The sequence below is a fragment of the Chryseobacterium sp. HR92 genome, assembly GCF_045689405.1.
Taxonomy (GTDB): Bacteria; Bacteroidota; Bacteroidia; order Flavobacteriales; family Weeksellaceae; genus Chryseobacterium; species Chryseobacterium viscerum_A.
Genome location: NZ_CP139139.1, coordinates 3,646,619 through 3,668,702 on the forward strand (window position 1 = coordinate 3,646,619; position 22,084 = coordinate 3,668,702).

The window sequence follows — 22,084 nt, forward strand, 5'->3', positions numbered from 1 at the left end:
AAAGGCTGCCATCTGGCAGCCTTCCTTTCACATTACTTTTTATCTAACAACGGAAGGTATTTTCCATATCCTTTTGTTTCCATTTCAGCTTTTGGAATAAATTTTAGCGAAGCACTGTTGATACAATAACGAAGTCCGCCTTTATCTGTAGGACCGTCTGTGAAAACGTGTCCTAAGTGGGCATCACCCGTTTTGCTTCTTACTTCTACTCTTGTCATTCCGTGGGTACGGTCCATTTTTTCATCAATCAAAGCCTTTGTAATAGGTTTTGAGAAACTCGGCCACCCACACCCGGATTCAAATTTATCTGTAGAGATAAACAAAGGTTCTCCTGTGGTAATATCTACATAAATTCCTTCACGGGTTTCATTCCAGTATTCATTCTGGAAAGGTCTTTCGGTACCGTTTTCCTGAGTAACATTATATTGTTCTGCAGTCAGTTTTTCTTTTAAAACTTTTTTATCCTGTTTTTGATAGGCTGGCTTTGGAAGCGGGTTGGCTTTTTTTGCCATTTCAAAAAGTCCCGGTTCAATATGGCAGTAACCTCCCGGATTTTTATCCAGATAATCCTGATGATAATCTTCAGCTCTGTAGAAATTTTTCAATGGAATGGTTTCTACAAGTAGGGGCTTGCTATAGTTTTTCGCCAGCTTCTGAACTTCATCTTTTACCACAGCTTCATCAGTTTTATTGGTGAAATAGATTCCTGTTCTGTATTGGTTTCCTCTGTCATTTCCCTGCTGATCTTTGCTTGTAGGATCAATGGTTTTAAAATAAAGGTCAATTAACAGCTTCAGATCTACCTGCTCGGGATCATACTTCACTTTCACTGTTTCAGCAAAACCTGTTGTATGGCTTACCACCTCTTCATAAGTAGGATTCTGGGTATTTCCGTTGGCATAGCCCACTTCTGTTCCTACAACCCCACGAATCTGTTGAAAAAAATGTTCTGTCCCCCAGAAACATCCCCCTGCAAAATAAATCTCTTTGACGTTTTTATTATCCATAATTTTCTCATTTTCCTTTTTTACTTCTGCTGCATCAGGCTTACTTTTTTTGAAAAGCCCGGATCCCGCAGCAAATACTGCTATACCCAGAATAATCCCGAGTACAATTAATATATTTTTCATTTTTATCTTTTTTTTCATTACTTATTATTTTGAACAAGCATTAATCCAAATCCTAAAAGCATAAGGTCTTTTAAAATAAAGAAATCTGTTACAGGCACTCCATCCACTATTTTCCAGATTCCCGGTGTTGTCAATAAATAGCTTAATGTCATCAGAAAAGTCACTATCATTCCTACACCAGCGTACTTCTTCAGTACAGCAAATTTCGCACTAAATATCAGGAGTAATGCAATGATAATTTCTATCGCTCCGATAAGATTTGACACTGCCTGAATGCTCATAATCTTATATACGAAAAAAGTTAAGAAATGGTTTTCCACCAAAGGTTTTATTGCAGAAGCTTCTGTAGGGGTAAATTTGAAAATACCAATCCACAGCAAAATAAGAGTTGCTCCGAAAAGTGAGACATAATACCCGGTCCGGGTCAATTGATTTTTAGATTCCTGTACTGTTCCGACCATGTTTTTAAGATTTTAAATGAATACTTTATTGTTTTCAAAAGTATAGTCGGAGCTATTTTAAAATCCTGACATAAATTTTCCTAGAAATTTAATTTATTGATTATTTTATTTTTAAAGTCCTGAATTTCAGAATCATTAATTTCAGTTTTTTGTTCAGAAAACTTCTTTTTAAAAACTTTATCCAGAAGTGCCAGCTTTTCATTGTACATTCTGCACCATTTGCAGATCATCAGGTGCATGCTCAGCATCCTGTTTTCTCTGGAAGAAATGGATTGGGCATTCCTCTTTTCCATCAGTAAAGTAGCTTCACTGCAGGGTAAAAATAATTTATGTAGTATTCTTCTTATCATTTCTCTTATGATTTTGAAAACCAGTTAAACTCCAGACATTCTCTCAACTGCATTCGGCTTCTTTGCAAAATCTTCCAAAGATTAGTCGTAGAAACTTCTAATTCCTGACTGACTTCTGGTGCTTTTTTTTCTTCGATATAATACATTTTAAGCAGAATCTTCCATCTGGAGGGCAATTCTTCAATACATTCTTCCAATGTTTTATTAAATTCTGTACTGTCTAAAAGTTCATCTCCTTCGCCCGGTACATTCCAGTCATTCAAAACATCATTATTTTTCCACGATCCGGTTTCATCAAAAAAATGATCAAGTCGGATATTGGTTTCAGATTTATATTTTTTCCGATAAAAATCTGCAACCTTTCTATTCAGAATAGCCATCAGCCAGGTCAGTGCCTGACTTTTTCCTTCAAAAGAATCATAGGCAGAATAGGCTGCAAGAAAAACTTCCTGAACCACATCCTGTGCATCTTCTTTATTCGAAAGCACATACAGTGCTCTCTTCAAAAGTGGTCCTGAATATTGTTCTATCCAGTCTTTCAGCTCTTCATCTTTTGTCATTGGAAGGATTTTTTTGTCTTATTTCAGATCACAACGAAGGTAGTAAGTTAAACGGAAAATTGCAAAATTAGATAGATTATTATTGATTATAGTCATTACCAAACTGCTATTACAAACCTTATAGGTTTTGAAAACCTATAAGGTTTACCACACATCCGTTAGCCAAAGTCGTTATCATTCAAAACATAGCATAAAATTATTACAAATCGCTTAAAAATCTTAAATTTGCATCTTATCAAAAATTTGATATTTAAAAAAGCAAAAGCAATACTATGACATCACAAGAGATACGTCAAAAATTTTTAGATTATTTCAAAAGTAAGGAGCACTTAATCGTTCCTTCAGCTCCTATTGTGCTGAAAGATGACCCTACCCTTATGTTTTCCAACTCCGGAATGACCCAGTTCAAGGATTTCTTCCTTGGCTACAAAACACCTACCGCCCCTAGAATTGCCGATACCCAAAAGTGTCTTAGAGTTTCAGGGAAGCATAATGATCTGGATGATGTAGGTAGAGATACTTACCACCACACCATGTTTGAGATGTTAGGAAACTGGTCTTTCGGGGATTACTTCAAAAAAGAGGCTATTGCTTTTGCCTGGGAATTACTGACTGAAGTATACGGAATTCCAAAAGAAAATTTATACGTAACGATTTTTGAAGGGGATGCTTCAGAAAATCTGGACAGAGACCAGGATGCTTATGATTTCTGGAAATCTCATATTTCAGAGGACAGAATCATCAACGGAAATAAAAAAGATAACTTCTGGGAAATGGGTGAAAGCGGACCATGCGGACCGTGTTCAGAAATCCATGTTGACTTGAGAACACCAGAAGAAAAAGCAAAAGTTTCAGGACTTGAGCTGGTAAATAATGACCACCCTCAGGTTGTTGAAGTATGGAACCTGGTTTTCATGGAGTTCAACAGAAAGGCGGATAAATCTTTAGAGAAGCTTCCTGCTCAGCATGTAGATACGGGAATGGGCTTTGAACGTCTTTGTATGGCGCTTCAAGGAAAGTCTTCCAACTATGATACAGATGTTTTTACTCCGCTTATTTCTAAAGTTGAGGAACTTTCAGGGAAAAAATACACCGGAATTTTAGAAGATGAAAAAGATATTGCTATCCGTGTTGTGGTAGACCACATCAGAGCGGTTTCTTTTGCTATTGCTGACGGACAATTACCTTCAAACGGAGGTGCAGGCTATGTAATCAGAAGAATTTTAAGAAGAGGAATTTCTTATTCTTACCGATTCCTGGATATGAAAGAACCTTTCCTTTACAAATTGGTTGCTGTTCTGCAGGAGCAGATGGGACCTTTCTTCCCGGAGCTTGAAAAGCAGGGGAAATTGGTTTCTGAAGTGATCAAAAGTGAGGAAGATTCATTCTTAAAGACAATTGAAAACGGTCTGATCAGAGTTGAAAAGCTAATTCAGCAGACTATTGCAAATAATCAGAAAGTATTGCCAAGCGAGGAAGTTTTTGAGCTGTATGATACTTATGGTTTCCCTGATGATTTAACAAGAATCATTGCTGAAGAAAAAGGATTAACTATTGATGAAGAAGGTTTCAAAGCTGAGATGGAGAAACAGAAACTTCGTTCAAAAGCTGATTCTGCTCAGAAAGTATATGACTGGGTAAATCTTGAATCGAAGCCTGAAACATTTGTAGGCTATGACCAGACTGAATCTGAAACCTATATTACAAGATACAGAAAGGTAGAAAACAAAGACGGAGAATTTTACCAGGTGGTATTAAGCAGTTCACCTTTCTATCCTGAAGGAGGTGGACAGGTTGGTGACAAAGGGGTTCTTGAGAATGCTGTTGAGAGCTTTGAAGTACTGGAGACTAAAAAAGAGAACGGATTGATTATTTCGTTAATCAATGGTCTTCCAAAAGATGCAGGTGCTGTTTTCTATGCTAAAGTAAATGCTTCCGAAAGAAAAAACTCTCAGGCTAATCACTCTGTGACTCACCTTCTGCATGAAGCTTTAAGAGATGTGCTAGGAACTCACGTAGAACAGAAAGGTTCTTATGTAGGTCCTGATTATCTTCGTTTTGACTTCTCTCATTTCAACAAAATGACTGAGGAAGAACTGGCATTAATTGAAGAAAAAGTAAACAAAAAGATCAAAGAAAGTATTGCTTTACAGGAATTCAGAAATATTCCGATTCAGGAAGCTCTTGAAAAAGGAGCAATGGCTTTATTTGGTGAAAAATATGGTGACAGTGTGAGAATGATCCAGTTCGGAAGTTCGAAAGAGCTTTGCGGAGGAACTCACGTAAAAAACACCAGCGAAATCGGTCATTTCAAAATCACTTCTGAAGGTTCTGCAGCAGCTGGAATCAGAAGAATTGAAGCCATTTCTGGAGACAAATCTGAAGAATATTTCAACAATCTTGAAAAACAGATCATTGAACTTTCTCAATTATTAAAGTCTAAAGATGTGGTAAGATCTATCGAAAAACTGATCGAAGAAAATACATCATTAAAAGCTGAGGTAGATGCTCTTAAAAAAGAAAAAGCAAAAGGAGAAATTGGAGAATGGAAGAATGCTTATGAGCAGAAAGGCAACAAGCAGCTTCTTGTAAAGAAAACTTCTCTGGATTCAGGTTCTGTGAAAGACATCGTATTCCAGTTAAAGAGAGAAATCCCAACTTCAGTAACGATTATTCTTTCTGATGCAGACGGAAAACCAATGATTACCGTTGGAGTTTCTGATGATCTTTCAGCAGATTACCAGGCTGGAGCTATTGTAAAGGATCTAGCAAAAGAAATCCAAGGCGGTGGTGGTGGAAACCCTGGCTTTGCAACGGCTGGTGGTAAAAACCTTGAAGGGCTGGAAAATGCTTACCAAAAAGCTTTGAATATCTAAAATAGAAACATCTATTATAAATTTTGGCCCCGGCTGTCTCAGAATTGAGACAGCCGGGACTTGTTTTTACCCTGTATGATAGTTATATTTTTATTAAAGCTTACTATTTTTTCAGGAGATAAAGAATTGAATCAACTTCATTGATTCTTACCAGGATATGTAATATTTATTCTCAGATCAAACAGATTACGCAGATTCTTCCCCAAACATCTGTGTAATCTGTGAAATCAGTGGGAGATTAAAATAATTTTAGAAAACTACTAATAATCAAATAGTTTCACCAGAATAATTATCGCTTTCTAAGCTGCCTTTATAAAACAGTCTTGAAGGATTAACCTTTTATGTTCAAAGAAAAGCACAGAAATTTAAATCATTGAAAATAAGAGTATTTCTTATTTATACCCGTTCTAATTATTGACCTTATCTTAACAAATCATTACCTAATATTAAACTATTTGTTTTATCCTCTTAAAACTTAGTTAACAATAGACCTTTAGTTTTGTCTTAATCGAAATTCAAAAAATATAATTATGAAAATTAACCAAACTATTGGAGCTCTATTCCTTGCAGCTATTGTTTTTCAAGGCTGTAATGATGATAATAATGGGGACTCGAATACACCTGTCAATGACAAAATCAAACTTGAAAATTTTTCTAAAGAACCGGCTTTCGTTTATGGAATGCAAGGTTTTGAGAATTTAAATATTACAACCCTAATCTCCAGTTCTGATGTTCTTTCAGGTTCTCCTGATTTTGTTTTTGGAGGCCAGCCGGACGGAATGGGAATTATGAAAGATCCGAATTCTGACGGCTATCTGATGATTACCAATCATGAGATCAAACAATCGGTATCAAGAGTATATCTGGATAAAACATTTAAGCCTGTAAAAGGAGAATATATCTTAAATGGAACAGGAGGAATGACAAGATTATGTTCCGCTACACTGGCAACTCCTGATACTCATGGTTTCAGTGCTTTTCTTACTGCCGGAGAATCTGGTGAAGAAAGTATGGTTCATGCTTTGAATCCATTGGCAGCAGTATCTCAGGCATCAGACAAAACAAGAGTAAAACCAGCATTGGGAAAGGCTTCCATGGAAAATGCAGTTCCGCTTCCTAAGGATGTTTCCAATGGAAAAACTTATATCATCATTGGTGAAGACCAGTCTTATTCTTCTTCCCACCAGTCTGCAGGACAATTAATCATGTACGTTGCCGATACACAGGGAGATCTTGATAACGGAAAGTTATATTCTTTAAAAAGAACCAACAGCAACTATACTGAAACAGATATGACTAAGGGAAGCAGCTACGATGTAGAATTTGTAGAAATCCCTAACGCTAAAAATCTTACAGGAGCTCAGATTAACCAGAAAAACATTGATAATAATGCCATCCGTTTTTCAAGAGTAGAAGACGTAGATTACAGAAAAGGAGCTGGAAAAGGAAGAGAAATTTACTTTACCGCTACCGGAGAATCTTCTGACGGTGTGAATCCGAAAGCTGGATTAACAATGTGGGGACGAGTGTACAAACTTGTTTTAAACTCCAATAATATGCTGACAGGAAAACTGGAAGTAGTTGCAGAAGGAGATTCCAATCCGGGAAATAATCTGATTAATCCTGATAACTTATGTGTTACTGAAAATTTTGTATACATCCAGGAAGACGGAGATTCTTATTACAAAAATGCCAACCACGATTCTTATATATGGCAGCTGAATATTGCTACAAAACAATATAAGCCATGGCTGAACATGAAGCACAACAGAAATGACACTGCATGGCAGACTGCTTACAACCAGTCCGGAGATCTGCAGAAGTTCGGTTCTTGGGAGTTCGGAGCAATGGTTGATATTTCAGACATCATCGGAATTCCGAATACATTCTCTGTGAATATCCACTCACACACATGGCAGCTGGATAAATTCAAAAACCCTGATGGTTCCGGAATCAACACCAATAAAGAAGGTGGACAAATTGTAATCATCAGAAACGTAGAAAAATAGTTTTAATTTCTTCATATCAAATTAAAGTATCAATAGAAAATCTCTGTTGATACTTTTTCATACCTATGCATAAACTTTCAAAATACCCGATACTCCTTTTCTTATACTGTGCAGCAGCACTCTTTACACTCTATTATTGTAAGAATGACAAGCAGCAACCTGTGTATGAAGACCTTGGCTCTGTAAAAAACAGAATTATCAAAACCAATGATGATTTTGAAAAACAAATCAATGAACTGAAAACCCTGGTTTCAAAAAATTCTGACGAAAAGCTCCTTCAGGGAAAATTTCAGGATATCAGAAAAACTTATAAAAAAATGGAATGGGCCGTAGAGTACTTTCTGCCCCACTCTGCGAGGTTTATCAATGGACCTGCCCTTCCTGAAATTGAAATGGATGAACATACAGAAATAGAGCCCGAAGGACTGCAGGTTTTGGAAGAGATGTTCTACCCGTATGATAAAGGAAATAAAGATGAGGTGATCAGAATGCTTAATAAGCTCATCAACAAAAGCAATACAATAGAAACCAACTTTCAGGTGATAACTATCAGTAAAGATCAGGTTTTTGATGCTTTAAGACAGGAAACTTTCAGAATTTCAAGTTTGGGAATTGCAGGTTTTGACACTCCTGTTTCCGGAGTATTTTTACAGGAAATACCTTCTGCGCTGGAAGGAATCAAGGAAACATTGAAACAAATTGCCACCGACCGGTCGAAAGGCAGGGCATTAAAAAATATCATTGAAGAAATTAATTCAACCGTTGAAGTTCTGAAAAAAAACACAGACAAAAATACGTTTGACTATGCCAGTTTTATCCCTGATCATTTGAATAAGATCACTACTCTGATGCTGGATTTTAAAAACCAGGAGAAAATTCCGGATGTTGAGGTAACCACTGCTTTAAACAAAAATGCAGTTACTTTCTTTGCTAAAAATGCTTTTAACCCTAATGCTTTCACTCCAGGAAAAGAATATGCATTCTCCGAAGAAAAGGCAGTTCTCGGGTATCAGCTTTTTAATGATAAAATCCTTTCCAATAACAATAACCGAAGCTGTGCAACCTGTCATAGTCCTGAAAAAGCATTTACTGACGGGCTTGCAAGATCTATATCCCTGGAAAATTCAGAGCTTGCCAGAAACGCTCCTTCTCTCAACTATGCAGGCTATCAGCACGGTCAGTTTTGGGATATGAGAAAGGATGACCTGGAAGGGCAAAGTTCGGATGTCATCTCCAATAAAGAAGAAATGCATGGTGATCTGAATGTGATTCTGGCAAAAATTAATCAGGATAAAAACTATCAGGCGGCATTTAAAAAGATTTATCATTCTCCAAAAACGGAAGTGTGGCAGCTTCAGAATGTGCTGGCAAGCTATATTCGTTCTTTGTCAAAATTCAATTCTGCTTTTGATGATTATATGAGAGGAAATAAATCAGCAATGACGGATAGCCAAAAACGTGGATTCAATCTTTTTGTTGGAAAAGCCCAATGCGCAATATGCCATTTTATTCCGTTGTTCAATGGTACAGTTCCTCCTAATTTCAAGAAAACCGAACAAGAGGTTTTAGGTGTGGCAATCAACGGAGAAAACAAAACACTTGACAATGATCCGGGAAGAGGTAAGTTTCATGAAACAGTGCCTTCATTACAGCATTCCTTTAAAACTCCTACACTTAGAAACATCAATAAAACAGCTCCTTATATGCACAATGGAGGATACAAAACTTTGAAAGAAGTTATGAATTTCTATAACAAAGGCGGTGGAAAAGGTTTTGGATTGAAAGTAGAAAACCAGACACTGTCTGATGCTCCGTTACAGCTTACCGATAAGGAAATAGATGATATTATTGAATTTATGAAAGCTCTGGATGATCGATAAAGCCATTTACAAACAAAATAAAAAAATTAAAACTCCTGAGGATCATTTGTTCAGGAGTTTTTTTATTGGAAATTCTGAAAAAAGGCAGAAAGACTATCTGAGTCATTTCATTATTCAGTTTTATAAGGTACAAAGTCCATAAAAACATTAGATTAAATCAATGTTATACTCTGTTAAAAACTTTTTTACAACAATAAATATCATTAATTTTGACGTAGTTTTTTTACATGAAAAGGGAATTACTGTTATTATTTTTTCTGCTTAGCTTTTTGGGGTATTCACAATCAAAGATTAAAATTGTGGATGACGCCAGTCAGAAACCTGTTATTAATGCAAAAGTATCCTGTGACAATTCCATCATTGGATACACTAATGAGCAGGGCGTTTTGGAATTTAAAACAGGATGCAAAAACATTGATATTGATGCCGATTCTTACCAGAAAGAAACCATATCAGTTGAAAGCAGCATGGAAATTTCCCTGCTCAAAAAAATTTCAAAAACCACCAGTATTGAAGCTGTAGTTATTGAAGATAAAAGTGATCCCAGAGCTTTGGAAATTCTGAAAAAAGTAAATAAACTGTTTAACGAAAACTCTCCAAAAAGTTTAGGCTCTTATTCTTACAAATCTTACGAAAAAATTTCCCTGGATATTGATGAGGACAGCCTTTCCCAGTTTAATCAGTATTTTAATGATTTAAATATTTTCAAGAAAAAAAGGGAAAAAGACTCATTGAATAATATTTCCGCAAGAAAAGTATTTTCGAAAAGTAAACTCTTTCTCTGGGAAAGAGCCCAGGAGTTTTTATACTCAAAAAAATATGGCGAAAAGATCAATATTCTGGACAACAGAATTTCTGGTCTGAAACAGCCTATCTATGAAATGATCGCTCTCCAGCAGAGTAACAGAGATATTGTTCCTGAACAGGTGAAGCCCGAAAACAGAGGACTTTACAGGTTCTTTCTTTCGGATACTGTTACCCTTGACGGGAGAAAAAACTTTGTAATCCGTTTTCGTGAAGTGAATTACAAAAAACCGGACAGAAAACGAAAGTACAATGGTGCCATTTATATAGATACAGAGACCTACGGAATCAAAAAGATTGAAAATTTCAGTAAAAATAAAAATGACGGGATCATCACCAGCACATGGGTATTCTACAATAACAAATGGTTCCTTGCCCATGAAAAAACCAAGCTTAAAATGGGTAAAATGGCCATGGACGACAAGGAACATACTGATGATAAGAAAGCTAAAAAAAGCTTTGGAACCTATGCTTTTCTTACCTCAAAATATTTTGATTTCGAAGCTCCCATAGAAGAGAATCCTAAAGATTTCAAAGGGTATACCTTTTCTGTAAAAAATATTGACGGTCATTCTCTGGACCGTTACAGAACCGAACCTCTTACCGAAAGAGAGCAAAATACCTATAAGACCATCGACAGTTTAGGTAAAAAATATAAAATAGACAGCAAAGCCCAGATTTTATCAGGATTACTGAACGGACAGATCAGAGTAGGTTCAGTAGATTTCGCGGTGGATGAAATTGTCAATTATAACTCTTATGAAGGCTTCAGATTAGGTTTAAAAGCCAAGCTTAATGAAAATTTCAATCCTTATTTTTCGCCGGATTATTATTTTGCATACGGTGTAAAAGACAGAAGATGGAAATACGGAATGGGACTCGATATGAAAACCTCGTTGGAAAAAAATTCAATTTTCAGATTTGAGGTGTATGATGACGTAACAGCATCAGGAGAATTCAACAGAAAACTCTGGAACTTCAAAATGAGAACGATGAATTTCGGGAATAACCTAAATAATGATAAATATTTTCACTTCAAAGGAGCTTCTTTATCATATATGAATGATGTGACCAACGGTCTTACCCTCGCGCTTGCCGTAAGACGAAATACGGAGGAGGCCGAATTTGATTATCAGTTCAGAGACAGAGGTACTTCATACAGAAATTTTAACACCCTTTTTACCTTAAAATATTCTCCGAATTCTACCAATATTATGACTCCTCAGGGAAAGTCTCTGATTGACCAGAAATATCCTGAGCTGTATTTTAATTATGAACAGAGCTACAAACTGCTGCAAGGGAACTTTAATTATTCCCGTTTTGATGCCCTGTTTGTTCATAATTTCAAGACCCCCATCGGGACCACCGGTTTCAGATTATATGGAGGTGTTGTTTTGGGTGAAGCTCCAATATGGAAAAACTTTACCATGAACGGACTTGCTTCTCCCGGTAAAGATTTCAATTTCAACCTTACATCTTACCTTGGATTTGCTACACTGGAGGGAGGAAAATATTATAATGATAAGTTTATAGCCTATTACTTCACTCACAAGCTGCCATTGTATTTTAAGAGTTTCGGACACAATGTTTCCAGCTTTGATTTTGTTCTGAGAGGAACTGTCGGAGATATGAAGCATCCGGAATACCATCAGTTTAAGTTCAGAAAACTGGACCACCTTTATCAGGAAGTCGGTTTGGAATGGAACAATTTCCTTTCCAGCTACTTTAACCTGGGCTTATTCTACAGGGTGGGTTATTATGCAACCCCTCATTTCAAAGAAAACTTTGCCATCCAGTTTAAGCTAAAGTTTCTGGAATTTTAATATTTCCGATCTTTACAGCAAAAATTTTACATTTTACATTTTACATTTTACATTATACATTATACAAAAAATATCATGCAGAAAATCGAAATCAAAGCAGAACAGTTTTTTGAATTATTAAAATTAAAAGACACTTCAATGTGGGCCATTTTCTCACAGATGATGGACGGAAATGAAAAGGAAATCATCTTTTTAGATAATGAAGACAAGATTCTTTTTAATTATATTCTGCCTTCTACACCGGAAAAACTGGAGGAAGACAGAAAAGAGTTTTCAAAACAGTTTTCAGAAAAATTGACTAACTTCAATTAAAAATTTTGATGAATAAAAATTATGTTTTTTCTCTGCTAAGTCTCTTCCTGTTTACTATTGGAAATGCTCAGAATTATAAAAAGCCTTTGGTTTCCGCCATCAAAGAATCTGATCTTCGTACCGATATGTATCAGCTTGCAGCAGACCAATTCTGGGGCCGTGAAGCAGGAACTCTGGATGAACTGAAAGTTTCTATGTGGCTTGCTGACAAAGCCAAAGAAGCCGGAATGAAGCCTGCCGGAGATAACGGAACTTTTTTTCAGTTTTTTGATATGTACAGGCATCAGGTTATTCCGCAAAGCAGCCTGAAAATTGGAGAGAATAGTTTGAAGCTATGGAAAGATTTCCTGGTAGCAGAACCTGTGAACGCTTCTATAGATGCTGAAATAGTGTATGCCGGAAACACAGAACCTGAAGATCTGGCAAAATTAAATATCAGTGGTAAAGTACTTGCCGTAAATGCTTCCGACAAAAATATATCAAAAGATATGACTCTTTTTGTAAGAAGATATCCTGGATTTGTAAGGAATAAATATTATGACAAAGCTTTTCAGCTGGGAGCTAAAGCCATTATTTTCATTACGGATGATATTTCCGAACAAAGCTGGGTAGAAGTGCTGCCTCAAATGACAAGAGGAAGCTACGGTGTGGAAGGATTAAGAGAAAAAATCACGAATAATATTCCTGTTCTATGGATCAAAAGAGAAAATGCCGGCTGGGTAAAAAACAATCCTAAAGCATCTCTGAACCTGATCACTGAAAGTTACAAATATCCATCCGTTAATATTATCGGGAAAATAGAAGGTACAGATCCTGTTCTTAAAAACGAATATGTTTTGCTAAGCGGACATCAGGATCATGACGGCATCAGACATCCCGTAAAGAATGACACCATCTACAATGGTGCTGATGATAATGCAAGTACCTGTGTTGCTATGCTGGCAATGGCGAGAGCTTATAAAAAACAGCCGGGAAAAAGAAGTATCCTGTTTGTTTTCCATGGAGCTGAAGAGAGAGGATTACTAGGTTCAAGATGGCATGCAGCTCATCCGGTTGTTCCGAAAGAGAAAATCGTAGCTGTTCTGAACGGTGATATGATCGGGAGAAATGACAATAATGAAGCAGCTTTATTAGGAGGAAATGCTCCTCACAAAAACTCTGAAGAGCTTGTAAAAATGGCTGAAGATGCCAATAACGAGAGTACAAAATTCAAATACCTGAAGGATTGGGATTCTCCGAGCCATGCTGAGTATTTCTATTTCAGAAGTGATCATCTTCCTTATGCTAAAATTGGTATTCCTGCGATATTCTTCACCAGTGTACTGCACGATCAGTACCATACGCCTCAGGATGAATCTGAAAACATCAATTATAAAAAATTGTATAAAATGACGGAATGGATGTACAGAACATCCTGGAAAGTTGCTAACGAAGCAGAACGTCCAAAAGTAATTTCAAATTTTTCGCTTGAAAGATAAAAAATAAAAAAGCTTCACAGATTGTGAAGCTTTTTTTCATCATTGTGTTTTTAGAATCTGCGAAAATAATATCTGTCATTGTTCTTTTGCCTTGAAGCAAATGAAATATTTCTCTTTTAAATAAGAAGATTCATCAGAGAAGGGTCATTGTTCAGATAGTTGACAAAAAAATCATATTGTTTCATTTTATCAATCAAAGGGGTGAAATCTTTGTTTTGCTTCAGAGCAATTCCCACTACTGCAATTCCTTTTTCTTTTGAGTTTTTTTGGGTGTACTCAAAATAGGTAATATCATCATCAGGGCCCAGCACATCTATCACAAAGGTTTTCAATGCTCCCGGACGCTGTGGAAATCTGACCAGGAAATAATGCTTTAACCCTGCATAAAGCAATGCTTTTTCCTTGATTTCTTCCATACGGGTAATGTCGTTATTGCTTCCGCTGATGATACAGACTACATTTTTACCTTTTATTTCATCCCTGTATTTTTCCAATGCAGCTACTGAAAGCGCCCCTGCCGGTTCTACTACGATAGCATCTTTATTATACAGTGACAATATGGTTTCACAAACAAGTCCTTCATCTACCGTAGCCATATCGTACAGGATATTTTTACAGCATTCGAAAGTGAGGTCTCCTACTTTCTGTACTGCTGCTCCGTCTACAAAACGGCTTATTTTTTCGAGAAGAACAGGTTTTCCTCTTTCAAGGGCTTTTTTCATGCTTGCTGCTGCGGAAGGCTCTACTCCAATAATTTTTGTTTGCGGAGACAAATGCTGAAACACAGTACAGATTCCTGCTGCCAGCCCACCCCCACCTATAGGAACAAAAAGATAATCAACAATACCTTCTGCCTGTTCCAGAATTTCCAATGCTGTTGTTGCTTGCCCTTCAATAATCGCCGGATCATCAAAAGGATGAATAAATACGCTGTTATGATCTTTGCAAAACCTCATTGCAGCATCTTTTGCCACATCAAAAGTATCTCCGTAAAGAATAACATCTATGTACTCTCCTCCGAACATCTTTACCTGTTCAAGCTTTTGTCCGGGTGTTGGTAAAGGCATAAAAATAGTTCCTTTTACTTTCATGGTCTGACATGCAAACGCAACACCCTGCGCATGATTTCCGGCACTGGCACAAACAACTCCTTTTGAAAGTTCTTCCTCAGACATGGTTGCCATCTTATTATAGGCTCCTCTTATTTTATAGGATCTTACCCTTTGAAGGTCTTCTCTTTTAAAACGAATGTTCGACTCATAAATAGCTGACAAATTATTATTGACAGCCAAAGGTGTTTTTACCACTACATTTCTTAATCGTTCCTCCGCTTTATAGACATTCTCTAAAACGGAGGAACTTATTCCCTCTTTCATCATCTGTTTGGTCATTAGTTGTTTTCTGGTCTCAGGCTTCGTACCGTCTTACCAGCTTTCCACATTTCGCTTTCTCTCAGCTCAGTCAGTTCGGCTTCCAGTTTTTCACGATAATCCGGCTTGCTGTTGCTGTCAATCGAACGTTGTGCTTCATTTCCTTTCGCTACATTGTCATATAGTTCTTCAAACAAAGGCGAAGTAGCATCTCTGAAACGCTTCCACCAGTCTAAAGCTCCTCTCTGAGCGGTTGTACTGCAGTTGGCATACATCCAGTCCATTCCGTTTTCTGCTACCAAAGGCATTAATGACTGAGTCAGTTCTTCTACCGTTTCATTAAAAGCTTCGGAAGGGCTGTGTCCATTTTTTCTCAATACATCATACTGAGCGGCAAATATTCCCTGTACAGCACCCATCAATGTTCCACGTTCTCCGGCAAGATCACTGTATACTTCTTTTTTAAAGTCTGTTTCAAAAAGATATCCGCTTCCGATTGCGATACCTAATGCTGTTACTCTTTCTCTGGCTTTTCCTGTAGCATCCTGATAAACGGCAAAACTGCTGTTCAAACCTCTGTCCTGTAGAAACATTCTTCTCAATGATGTTCCTGAACCTTTTGGTGCTACCAGAAATACATCTACATCGGCTGGAGGAACAATTCCCGTACGCTCGCTGAATGTGATTCCGAAACCATGAGAAAAGTATAATGCTTTTCCTGGGGTAAGATGCTGTTTTACTTTTGGCCAGTATTCAATCTGTGCGGCATCACTCAAAAGATAACAGATAATAGTTCCTTTTTCTAGTGCTTCTTCGATTTCAAATAAAGTTTCTCCCGGTACAAATCCGTCTGCTACTGCTTTATCCCATGATTTGGAGTTTTTTCTCTGTCCTACAATCACATTGATTCCGTTATCTTTCTGGTTCAAAGCCTGTCCGGGTCCCTGTACTCCATATCCAATTACTGCTACGACTTCATCTTTTAATGCTTCCTGAGCTTTTTCCAACGAAAATTCTTCTCTTGTTACTACGTTCTCTTCTACTCCTCCAAAATTCAATTTTGCCATTTTTTTTGATTTTATTTATTATTGATTGTGATGTTTAATTTTTGTTCTTAGCTGGCATATTCTACTGCCGTCAGGTATGGATTTCTGTGATAATGTACTTCCAGAACATCTACCTGTTTTTCCATTTGTCTGCTGATCTTCTGAACAGAGTCTTCAGTTTCTCTGATAACGATGACAAACTTTTTTACTTTTTCTATTTCGGAAGGACCTACATTGAAGGTCACCATAGAAATTCTTCTTCTTGAAAAAATAGCATTAATCCGGCCGATCAACCCTAAATAATCTTCTGTATACGCTGTAATGGTGTATTCTTTATGATCTGTTTTCATCTTTTTATTTTTAAGCTTTATTATTTAATACAATCTCCGAAACACTTTTTCCTTGTGGGATCATCGGAAATACGTTGTGTTCTTTTCCCGTCATCACTTCAAGGAGAAAAGCCCCTTTATGATCGAGCATTTCACGGAGTGCCCATTTCAGATCTTCTCTCTCAGATACTCTGTTTCCCGGGATATTATATCCTTTTGCCACCTGAACGAAATCGGGACTCTGAATATCCACTGAGGAATATCTTTCTTCGTGAAACAATTCCTGCCACTGCCTTACCATTCCCAGATAGCAATTATTCAGAATTAATATCTTTACTTCCGGATGGTACTGCATTATAGTTCCCAGTTCCTGAATATTCATTTGAGCTCCACCATCTCCCATGACAGCAATAACAGGACGACCTGTCTCTGCATAGGATGCTCCTATTGCGGCAGGAAGACAGAATCCCATTGTTCCCAGCCCTCCACTTGTTACGTTGGTTCGGGAATGTTTGAAGTGAGAATAGCGGCAAGTTGCCATCTGATGTTGTCCCACATCGGTTACAATCACTGCCTCACCTTTTGTCATCTCATTCAGGTGGCGGATTACTTCTCCCATTGTGATTTCTCCTTCTTCAGGATAAAGTTCAGTATTGATTAGGTTAATACTTTCAATTTCATGACAGTTTTTAAATTTCTCATGCCATTCCGGATATTCTCTTTTTACAATCCATTTTGTAAGAAATGGAAGCGTATGTTTGCAGTTTCCAAGAACAGGAACATCAACTTTTACATTTTTATTGATCTCAGCTTTATCTATATCAAGATGAATGATTTTCGCCTGTTTCGCATACTGATCCAATCTTCCTGTCACGCGGTCATCGAAACGCATTCCGACAGCAATCAGAACGTCGCATTCGTTGGTTAATATATTCGGACCATAGTTTCCGTGCATTCCTACCATTCCTACAGCTTGTGGATGATCGGTAGGAATGGCGCTCATTCCTAAAACCGTCCATGCCACCGGGATTCCTGATTTTTCGGCAAACTCTAAGAACTCTTTTTCAGCTTTCCCCAACATAATCCCCTGCCCTGCAATGATGAATGGTTTTTCTGCCTCATTAATCAACAATGCAGCTTTTTCAATACTTTCAAAACATGGATCAGGATTTGGTTTATAACTCCTCAATGAATAACATGGAGAATATCCTTTATAATCAACAGATTGCAGCTGGGCGTTTTTGGTTACATCAATCAATACAGGGCCAGGGCGGCCTGATTTTGCGATGTAAAATGCTTTTGCCAATACTTCGGGAAGCTCATTAGCATCGGTCACCTGATAATTCCATTTGGTAACCGGACTTGTAACGTTCATTACATCTATTTCCTGAAAGGCATCGGTTCCGAGAAGGTGTTCAAAAACCTGCCCTGTAATACATACTAAAGGGGTATTATCCAATAGAGCATCGGCCAAACCAGTTACGAGATTAGTTGCGCCCGGACCACTGGTAGCCAATACAACCCCGACTTCTCCAGAGACTCTTGCTAAGCCCTGTGCTGCATGTACTGCCGCTTGCTCGTGACGTACAAGTATATGATTCAGATTCTCCTGATAGTCGTAAAGGGCATCATAAATAGGAATAATAGCCCCACCCGGATATCCGAAAACGGTTTTCACTCCTTCCTGAAGAAAAGCTTCAAGAATGATCCGACTTCCGCTAAGTTGTATTTCTGTTGATAAATTCAGATTTTCCATATACTTTTATTGAGTGATTTCGTCCGTTACACAGCCTTCTGCCGCTGATGATACTGTTAATGCATATTTATAAAGCAATCCTTTCTGTACTTTAAGAGGTGGTTTTTGCCATCCTTTCTTTCTTCTTTCTATTTCATCTCCTGAAACTTTGAGCTGTATGGTGTTGTTTACAGCATCAATTTCAATCAGATCATCATCATTTACAAAGGCTATCAGACCTCCTTCATGAGCTTCCGGAGTGATATGCCCTACTACAAAGCCATGGGTTCCTCCGCTAAACCTTCCATCTGTAATCAAGGCAACACTGCTTCCCAAACCTGCACCAATCAGTGCACTCGTAGGCTTCAGCATTTCCGGCATTCCTGGAGCTCCTTTCGGACCCTCATGACGGATGACAATGACATCGCCATGCTGTACGGTTCCATCCTGAATTCCTCTGATCAGATTTTTTTCACCATCAAATACACGGGCTTTTCCTACGAAACGCTCCCCTTCTTTACCTGTGATTTTGGCGACACTTCCTTTTTCAGCAAGATTTCCATATAATATTCTCAGGTGTCCTGTAGCTTTTACAGGTTCTGACAATGGTTTTATGATTTTCTGTGTATTAAAATCCAGATCGGGAACATGTTCTAAATTTTCAGCTAACGTCTTTCCGGTTACTGTTAAGCAATCACCGTGTAATAATCCCTGGTTTAGAAGATATTTCATTACCGATGGTATTCCTCCGTGTTCATAAAGATCCTGCATCAGGTATTTTCCGCTTGGCTTTAGATCTGCCAGCACAGGAGTTTTATCACTCATCTTCTGGAAATCATCCTGAGTAAGCGGCACTCCGACACTTTTTGCCATGGCTATAAAATGTAAAACTGCATTGGTACTTCCTCCGAGAATAACAATCATACGAAGAGCATTTTCGAAAGCTTTGCGGGTCATGATATCCGAAGGTTTGATATCTTTTTCCAATAATACTTTCAGGTATTTTCCTGCTTCAAGACACTCTTCCTGTTTTTCTTTACTTAAAGCAGGGTTGGAAGAAGAATACGGAAGACTCATTCCCAATGCCTCAATAGCAGAAGCCATTGTATTAGCAGTATACATTCCACCACATGCTCCAGCGCCTGGACATGAATTCTTTACAACACCATCAAAATCTTCTTCAGTGATTTCTCCTGCAATCTTTTTACCCAAAGCTTCAAAAGCAGAAACAATATTAAGCTGTTCACCTTTGTAGCAGCCGGGAGCAATCGTTCCTCCATACACCATGATGGATGGTCTGTTCAGCCTTCCCATTGCTATGATGGTTCCCGGCATATTTTTGTCACAGCCTGGTAATGCAATCAATCCATCATAGTATTGTGCTCCGCAGATCGCTTCGATACTGTCTGCAATTACATCACGGCTTACCAGAGAATAACGCATTCCATCTGTTCCGTTGCTCATACCGTCACTTACTCCGATTGTGTTAAAAACCAATCCGGCCAGCCCATGATTCCATGTTCCTTTTTTTACCACCTGAGCCAGATCATTCAAATGCATATTGCAGGTATTTCCGTCATACCCCATACTGGCAATCCCGACCTGAGCCTTGTGCATATCTTCTTCTGTAAATCCTATCCCGTACAACATTGCTTTGGCTGCGGGTTGTTCACTGTTCTGCGTGAATATTTTTGAATATTTATTTAACATATTTTTCCTGCATTTTCTATTCTTTTCTTATCTATAAAATGGAGTTCTTTACTAAATTTTGATCCAAAACTACATTTTGTAATATTCTTTTCATTTTCGGTTTTTCTAAAAACTACAATACTCAACCGTTTGAAAAATAGATATACTTAATTGACAATCAATTATTTAAATTATTAAAATTTACAATGACAGAACTCTTACCAATTTCAAATATGCCTGCTGTACTTTCCCACTTGCAGTCTCTTCCCAGTTTCTGGTGAAAGGAACATCATCAAGGGAATCCAGGGCAACAATTTCTGCTGCTGTACCACAGAAAAAGCCAGCATCTGCACCACGCATTTCTTCCGGTTTAAAAAAGGTTTCTTTTACAGGGATATCAAGCTCGTTACAGATCTCCATAACAGTTTGTCTTGTGATTCCCGGAAGGATACTTCCTTTGGCCGGAGTATATAAAACACCATCTTTTTCGTAGAAAACATTGGCACCTGAGCTTTCGGCAACATTTCCATTTTCATCCAGTACCAGCGCTTCATCATAACCTTTATCTTTGGCATCCTGACAGGCTAATATGGAATTTACATAATGACCTCCTACTTTGGCTTCAACCTTGAAAGCTTTAGGATTCGGACGTTGAAAGGGAGAAGTCATAATTTTCATTTTATCTGCCAGATAGCCGTTATTCCATTCCCAGGCAAGAAGTGACAGATAAGATTTTTGTCCTTTTGAAAGTGACATATTGGGTGAACATGTGACCAACGGACGGATATAAGCATCTGTGAAGCCGTTACGTTCCAGAAGTTTATAAGTAAGATCAGTAAGCTGTTCTACGGAATAATCAAAAGGGATATGCATCAGTTCTGCTGATCTTCTCAATCTTTCATAATGTTCTTTTGCTTTGAAGATTTTGGTTCCCTGATCTGTGCTGTAGGATTTAATTCCTTCAAAAACAGAATAACCATAGTGAAGTGACTGCCCGTAGAGATCTGTTCCGGCCTCTTTCGCTTTCATAAATTTTCCGTCAAAGTAGATGGTCGTGTCGTCGTTGTAATACATGTTATAAGGTTTAAAAAAAATTAAAATGGGAATAAAAAAAGCCCTCTCACGTTGTGAGAGGGCTCAATATATGTACAGTCATACACCTTCCTTCTCACAGACGTAAGGGAATAATAATGACGATAATAATTACTGATAATAACTGATACATACTCTTGTACTCTAAAAAAAATTAAAACAAAAAAAAACCGTTTCATAATTTGAAACGGTTTTATATATAATTTAAATTAAAATCTATTTAAAATGCCGTTTCCTTCCTGTTGCTAATGACAACAGCAATAATAGAAATGACAATAATATTTTTCTGATTCGTAAAATTCATATTGCAAATGTATAAACTTTTTAATTACTCACAAGTTTTTTTTCACACTTTTTATTTTTTTCGTAAAAAACGAGTCAATGTTTCCTTTGTTGCAGCCACATCATGAACCCTTACAATCTTTGCTCCCTGTTCCAATACTTTCATGTGAAGTTTTTGCGTTTCTTCATTGATGTCAAGAGGTGATTTCCCCAAAGGTTTATAGATAAATGACTTTCTGGAAATGCCTATTAAAAGAGGGAATTTTCCAAATCCCAGGTATTCAATCTCGTGAATCATTTTCATCTGATCTTCTACTGTTTTTCCGAAACCAAAACCGGGATCAAGAATGATATCATTCACTCCTTTTTCTAAAAGTTCTTTTGTTTTTTTAGAAAAATATTGGTTCACTTCCAGCGTAATATCTTCGAATTTTATTTTATCATGCATGGTTTGGTAGGAAGGATTTACATGCATGAGAATGTAAGGAAGCTTCGTTTCAGCAGCTGTATCAAACATTTTTTCATCATACTGTCCACCTGAAATATCATTAATCAGATCTATTCCTTCGTTAAATCCGAATTTCACTGTTTCTGCATAAAAAGTATCAAGGGAAACAAGGGCTTCCGGAAATTCTTTTTTGATCAGAGAAATGAGAGTTCCAATTCTGTTTATTTCTTCTGCAGCACTTAAGAATTCTGCATTTGGACGTGTAGACTGAGGACCGATATCCAGTATTTCAGCTCCTTCTTTCAAAAGTTTTTCTGCATGTTGCAAAGCTGATTTTTCATTATTAAATTTTCCACCATCAGAGAAAGAATCCGGAGTCAGATTCAGGATTCCCATGATTTTTGGAGTAT

General features: G+C 37.4%; 17 protein-coding genes. 6 read left to right on the top strand and 11 right to left on the bottom strand.

From position 1 onward, the window contains the following. Nucleotides 1-32: 32 nt before the first annotated feature. The 4 genes from msrB to SFA27_RS16225 all read right to left on the bottom strand — a co-directional run bounded on the left by msrB (nucleotide 33) and on the right by SFA27_RS16225 (nucleotide 2,501). Nucleotides 33-1,130, bottom strand: a complete 1,098-nt coding sequence (gene msrB / locus SFA27_RS16210) for a peptide-methionine (R)-S-oxide reductase MsrB (protein WP_407293521.1) — start codon at nucleotides 1,128-1,130, stop codon at nucleotides 33-35. Between the two features lie 17 nt (nucleotides 1,131-1,147). Beyond that, nucleotides 1,148-1,591: a DUF417 family protein gene (locus SFA27_RS16215; RefSeq protein ID WP_407293523.1), complete on the bottom strand. Its 444-nt coding sequence runs from the start codon at nucleotides 1,589-1,591 to the stop codon at nucleotides 1,148-1,150. Between the two features lie 80 nt (nucleotides 1,592-1,671). Continuing rightward, nucleotides 1,672-1,941, bottom strand: a complete 270-nt coding sequence (locus tag SFA27_RS16220; protein ID WP_407293525.1) for a hypothetical protein — start codon at nucleotides 1,939-1,941, stop codon at nucleotides 1,672-1,674. Nucleotides 1,942-1,946: 5 nt separating this feature from the next. Further along, the gene (locus SFA27_RS16225) at nucleotides 1,947-2,501 is read right to left on the bottom strand and encodes a sigma-70 family RNA polymerase sigma factor (RefSeq protein ID WP_407293527.1); all 555 of its coding nucleotides are present in this window, start codon (nucleotides 2,499-2,501) and stop codon (nucleotides 1,947-1,949) included. A 272-nt stretch (nucleotides 2,502-2,773) separates the two neighbouring features. Between SFA27_RS16225 and alaS the strand changes: the two genes are divergently transcribed. The 6 genes from alaS (at nucleotide 2,774) to SFA27_RS16255 (ending at nucleotide 13,683) form a co-directional block, all read left to right on the top strand. Beyond that, a complete protein-coding gene (gene alaS, locus SFA27_RS16230; RefSeq protein WP_407293529.1) occupies nucleotides 2,774-5,377 on the top strand; it encodes an alanine--tRNA ligase in 2,604 nt (867 codons plus the stop codon). 530 nt (nucleotides 5,378-5,907) lie between these two features. Then, a complete protein-coding gene (locus tag SFA27_RS16235; RefSeq protein WP_407293532.1) occupies nucleotides 5,908-7,386 on the top strand; it encodes a hypothetical protein in 1,479 nt (492 codons plus the stop codon). Between the two features lie 65 nt (nucleotides 7,387-7,451). Further along, nucleotides 7,452-9,266 (top strand): cytochrome-c peroxidase, encoded by a 1,815-nt coding sequence (locus tag SFA27_RS16240; protein WP_407293535.1) that lies wholly within the window; start codon nucleotides 7,452-7,454, stop codon nucleotides 9,264-9,266. A 227-nt stretch (nucleotides 9,267-9,493) separates the two neighbouring features. After that, nucleotides 9,494-11,893: a DUF5686 family protein gene (locus tag SFA27_RS16245; protein ID WP_407293537.1), complete on the top strand. Its 2,400-nt coding sequence runs from the start codon at nucleotides 9,494-9,496 to the stop codon at nucleotides 11,891-11,893. Nucleotides 11,894-11,968: 75 nt separating this feature from the next. Further along, nucleotides 11,969-12,205, top strand: a complete 237-nt coding sequence (locus tag SFA27_RS16250; RefSeq protein WP_047377060.1) for a hypothetical protein — start codon at nucleotides 11,969-11,971, stop codon at nucleotides 12,203-12,205. Nucleotides 12,206-12,213: 8 nt separating this feature from the next. Further along, the gene (locus SFA27_RS16255; protein WP_407293540.1) at nucleotides 12,214-13,683 is read left to right on the top strand and encodes a M20/M25/M40 family metallo-hydrolase; all 1,470 of its coding nucleotides are present in this window, start codon (nucleotides 12,214-12,216) and stop codon (nucleotides 13,681-13,683) included. A 116-nt stretch (nucleotides 13,684-13,799) separates the two neighbouring features. Here the strand turns inward: SFA27_RS16255 and ilvA are convergent, their stop codons facing one another. The 7 genes from ilvA to folP all read right to left on the bottom strand — a co-directional run bounded on the left by ilvA (nucleotide 13,800) and on the right by folP (nucleotide 22,070). Beyond that, nucleotides 13,800-15,074, bottom strand: coding sequence for a threonine ammonia-lyase (gene ilvA / locus SFA27_RS16260; RefSeq protein WP_407293543.1), 1,275 nt, complete (start codon nucleotides 15,072-15,074; stop codon nucleotides 13,800-13,802). Then, entirely contained in the window at nucleotides 15,074-16,120 is a 1,047-nt protein-coding gene (gene ilvC / locus SFA27_RS16265) for a ketol-acid reductoisomerase (RefSeq protein ID WP_047377062.1), read from the bottom strand. The genes ilvA and ilvC overlap by 1 nt, the downstream gene beginning before the upstream one ends. A 47-nt stretch (nucleotides 16,121-16,167) precedes the next feature. Next, nucleotides 16,168-16,449 carry a hypothetical protein gene (locus tag SFA27_RS16270; RefSeq protein WP_052184688.1) on the bottom strand — a complete coding sequence of 94 codons (282 nt, stop codon included), beginning with the start codon at nucleotides 16,447-16,449 and terminating at the stop codon, nucleotides 16,168-16,170. A 10-nt stretch (nucleotides 16,450-16,459) separates the two neighbouring features. Beyond that, nucleotides 16,460-18,184 carry a biosynthetic-type acetolactate synthase large subunit gene (ilvB, locus tag SFA27_RS16275; protein WP_407293548.1) on the bottom strand — a complete coding sequence of 575 codons (1,725 nt, stop codon included), beginning with the start codon at nucleotides 18,182-18,184 and terminating at the stop codon, nucleotides 16,460-16,462. A gap of 6 nt (nucleotides 18,185-18,190) precedes the next feature. Continuing rightward, nucleotides 18,191-19,873, bottom strand: coding sequence for a dihydroxy-acid dehydratase (ilvD, locus tag SFA27_RS16280; protein ID WP_407293551.1), 1,683 nt, complete (start codon nucleotides 19,871-19,873; stop codon nucleotides 18,191-18,193). A 180-nt stretch (nucleotides 19,874-20,053) separates the two neighbouring features. Further along, the gene (gene ilvE, locus SFA27_RS16285; protein ID WP_407293553.1) at nucleotides 20,054-20,926 is read right to left on the bottom strand and encodes a branched-chain-amino-acid transaminase; all 873 of its coding nucleotides are present in this window, start codon (nucleotides 20,924-20,926) and stop codon (nucleotides 20,054-20,056) included. A gap of 373 nt (nucleotides 20,927-21,299) precedes the next feature. Continuing rightward, complete coding sequence (gene folP, locus SFA27_RS16290) at nucleotides 21,300-22,070, bottom strand: dihydropteroate synthase (RefSeq protein ID WP_407298177.1); 771 nt, start codon at nucleotides 22,068-22,070, stop codon at nucleotides 21,300-21,302. Nucleotides 22,071-22,084: the final 14 nt, after the last annotated feature.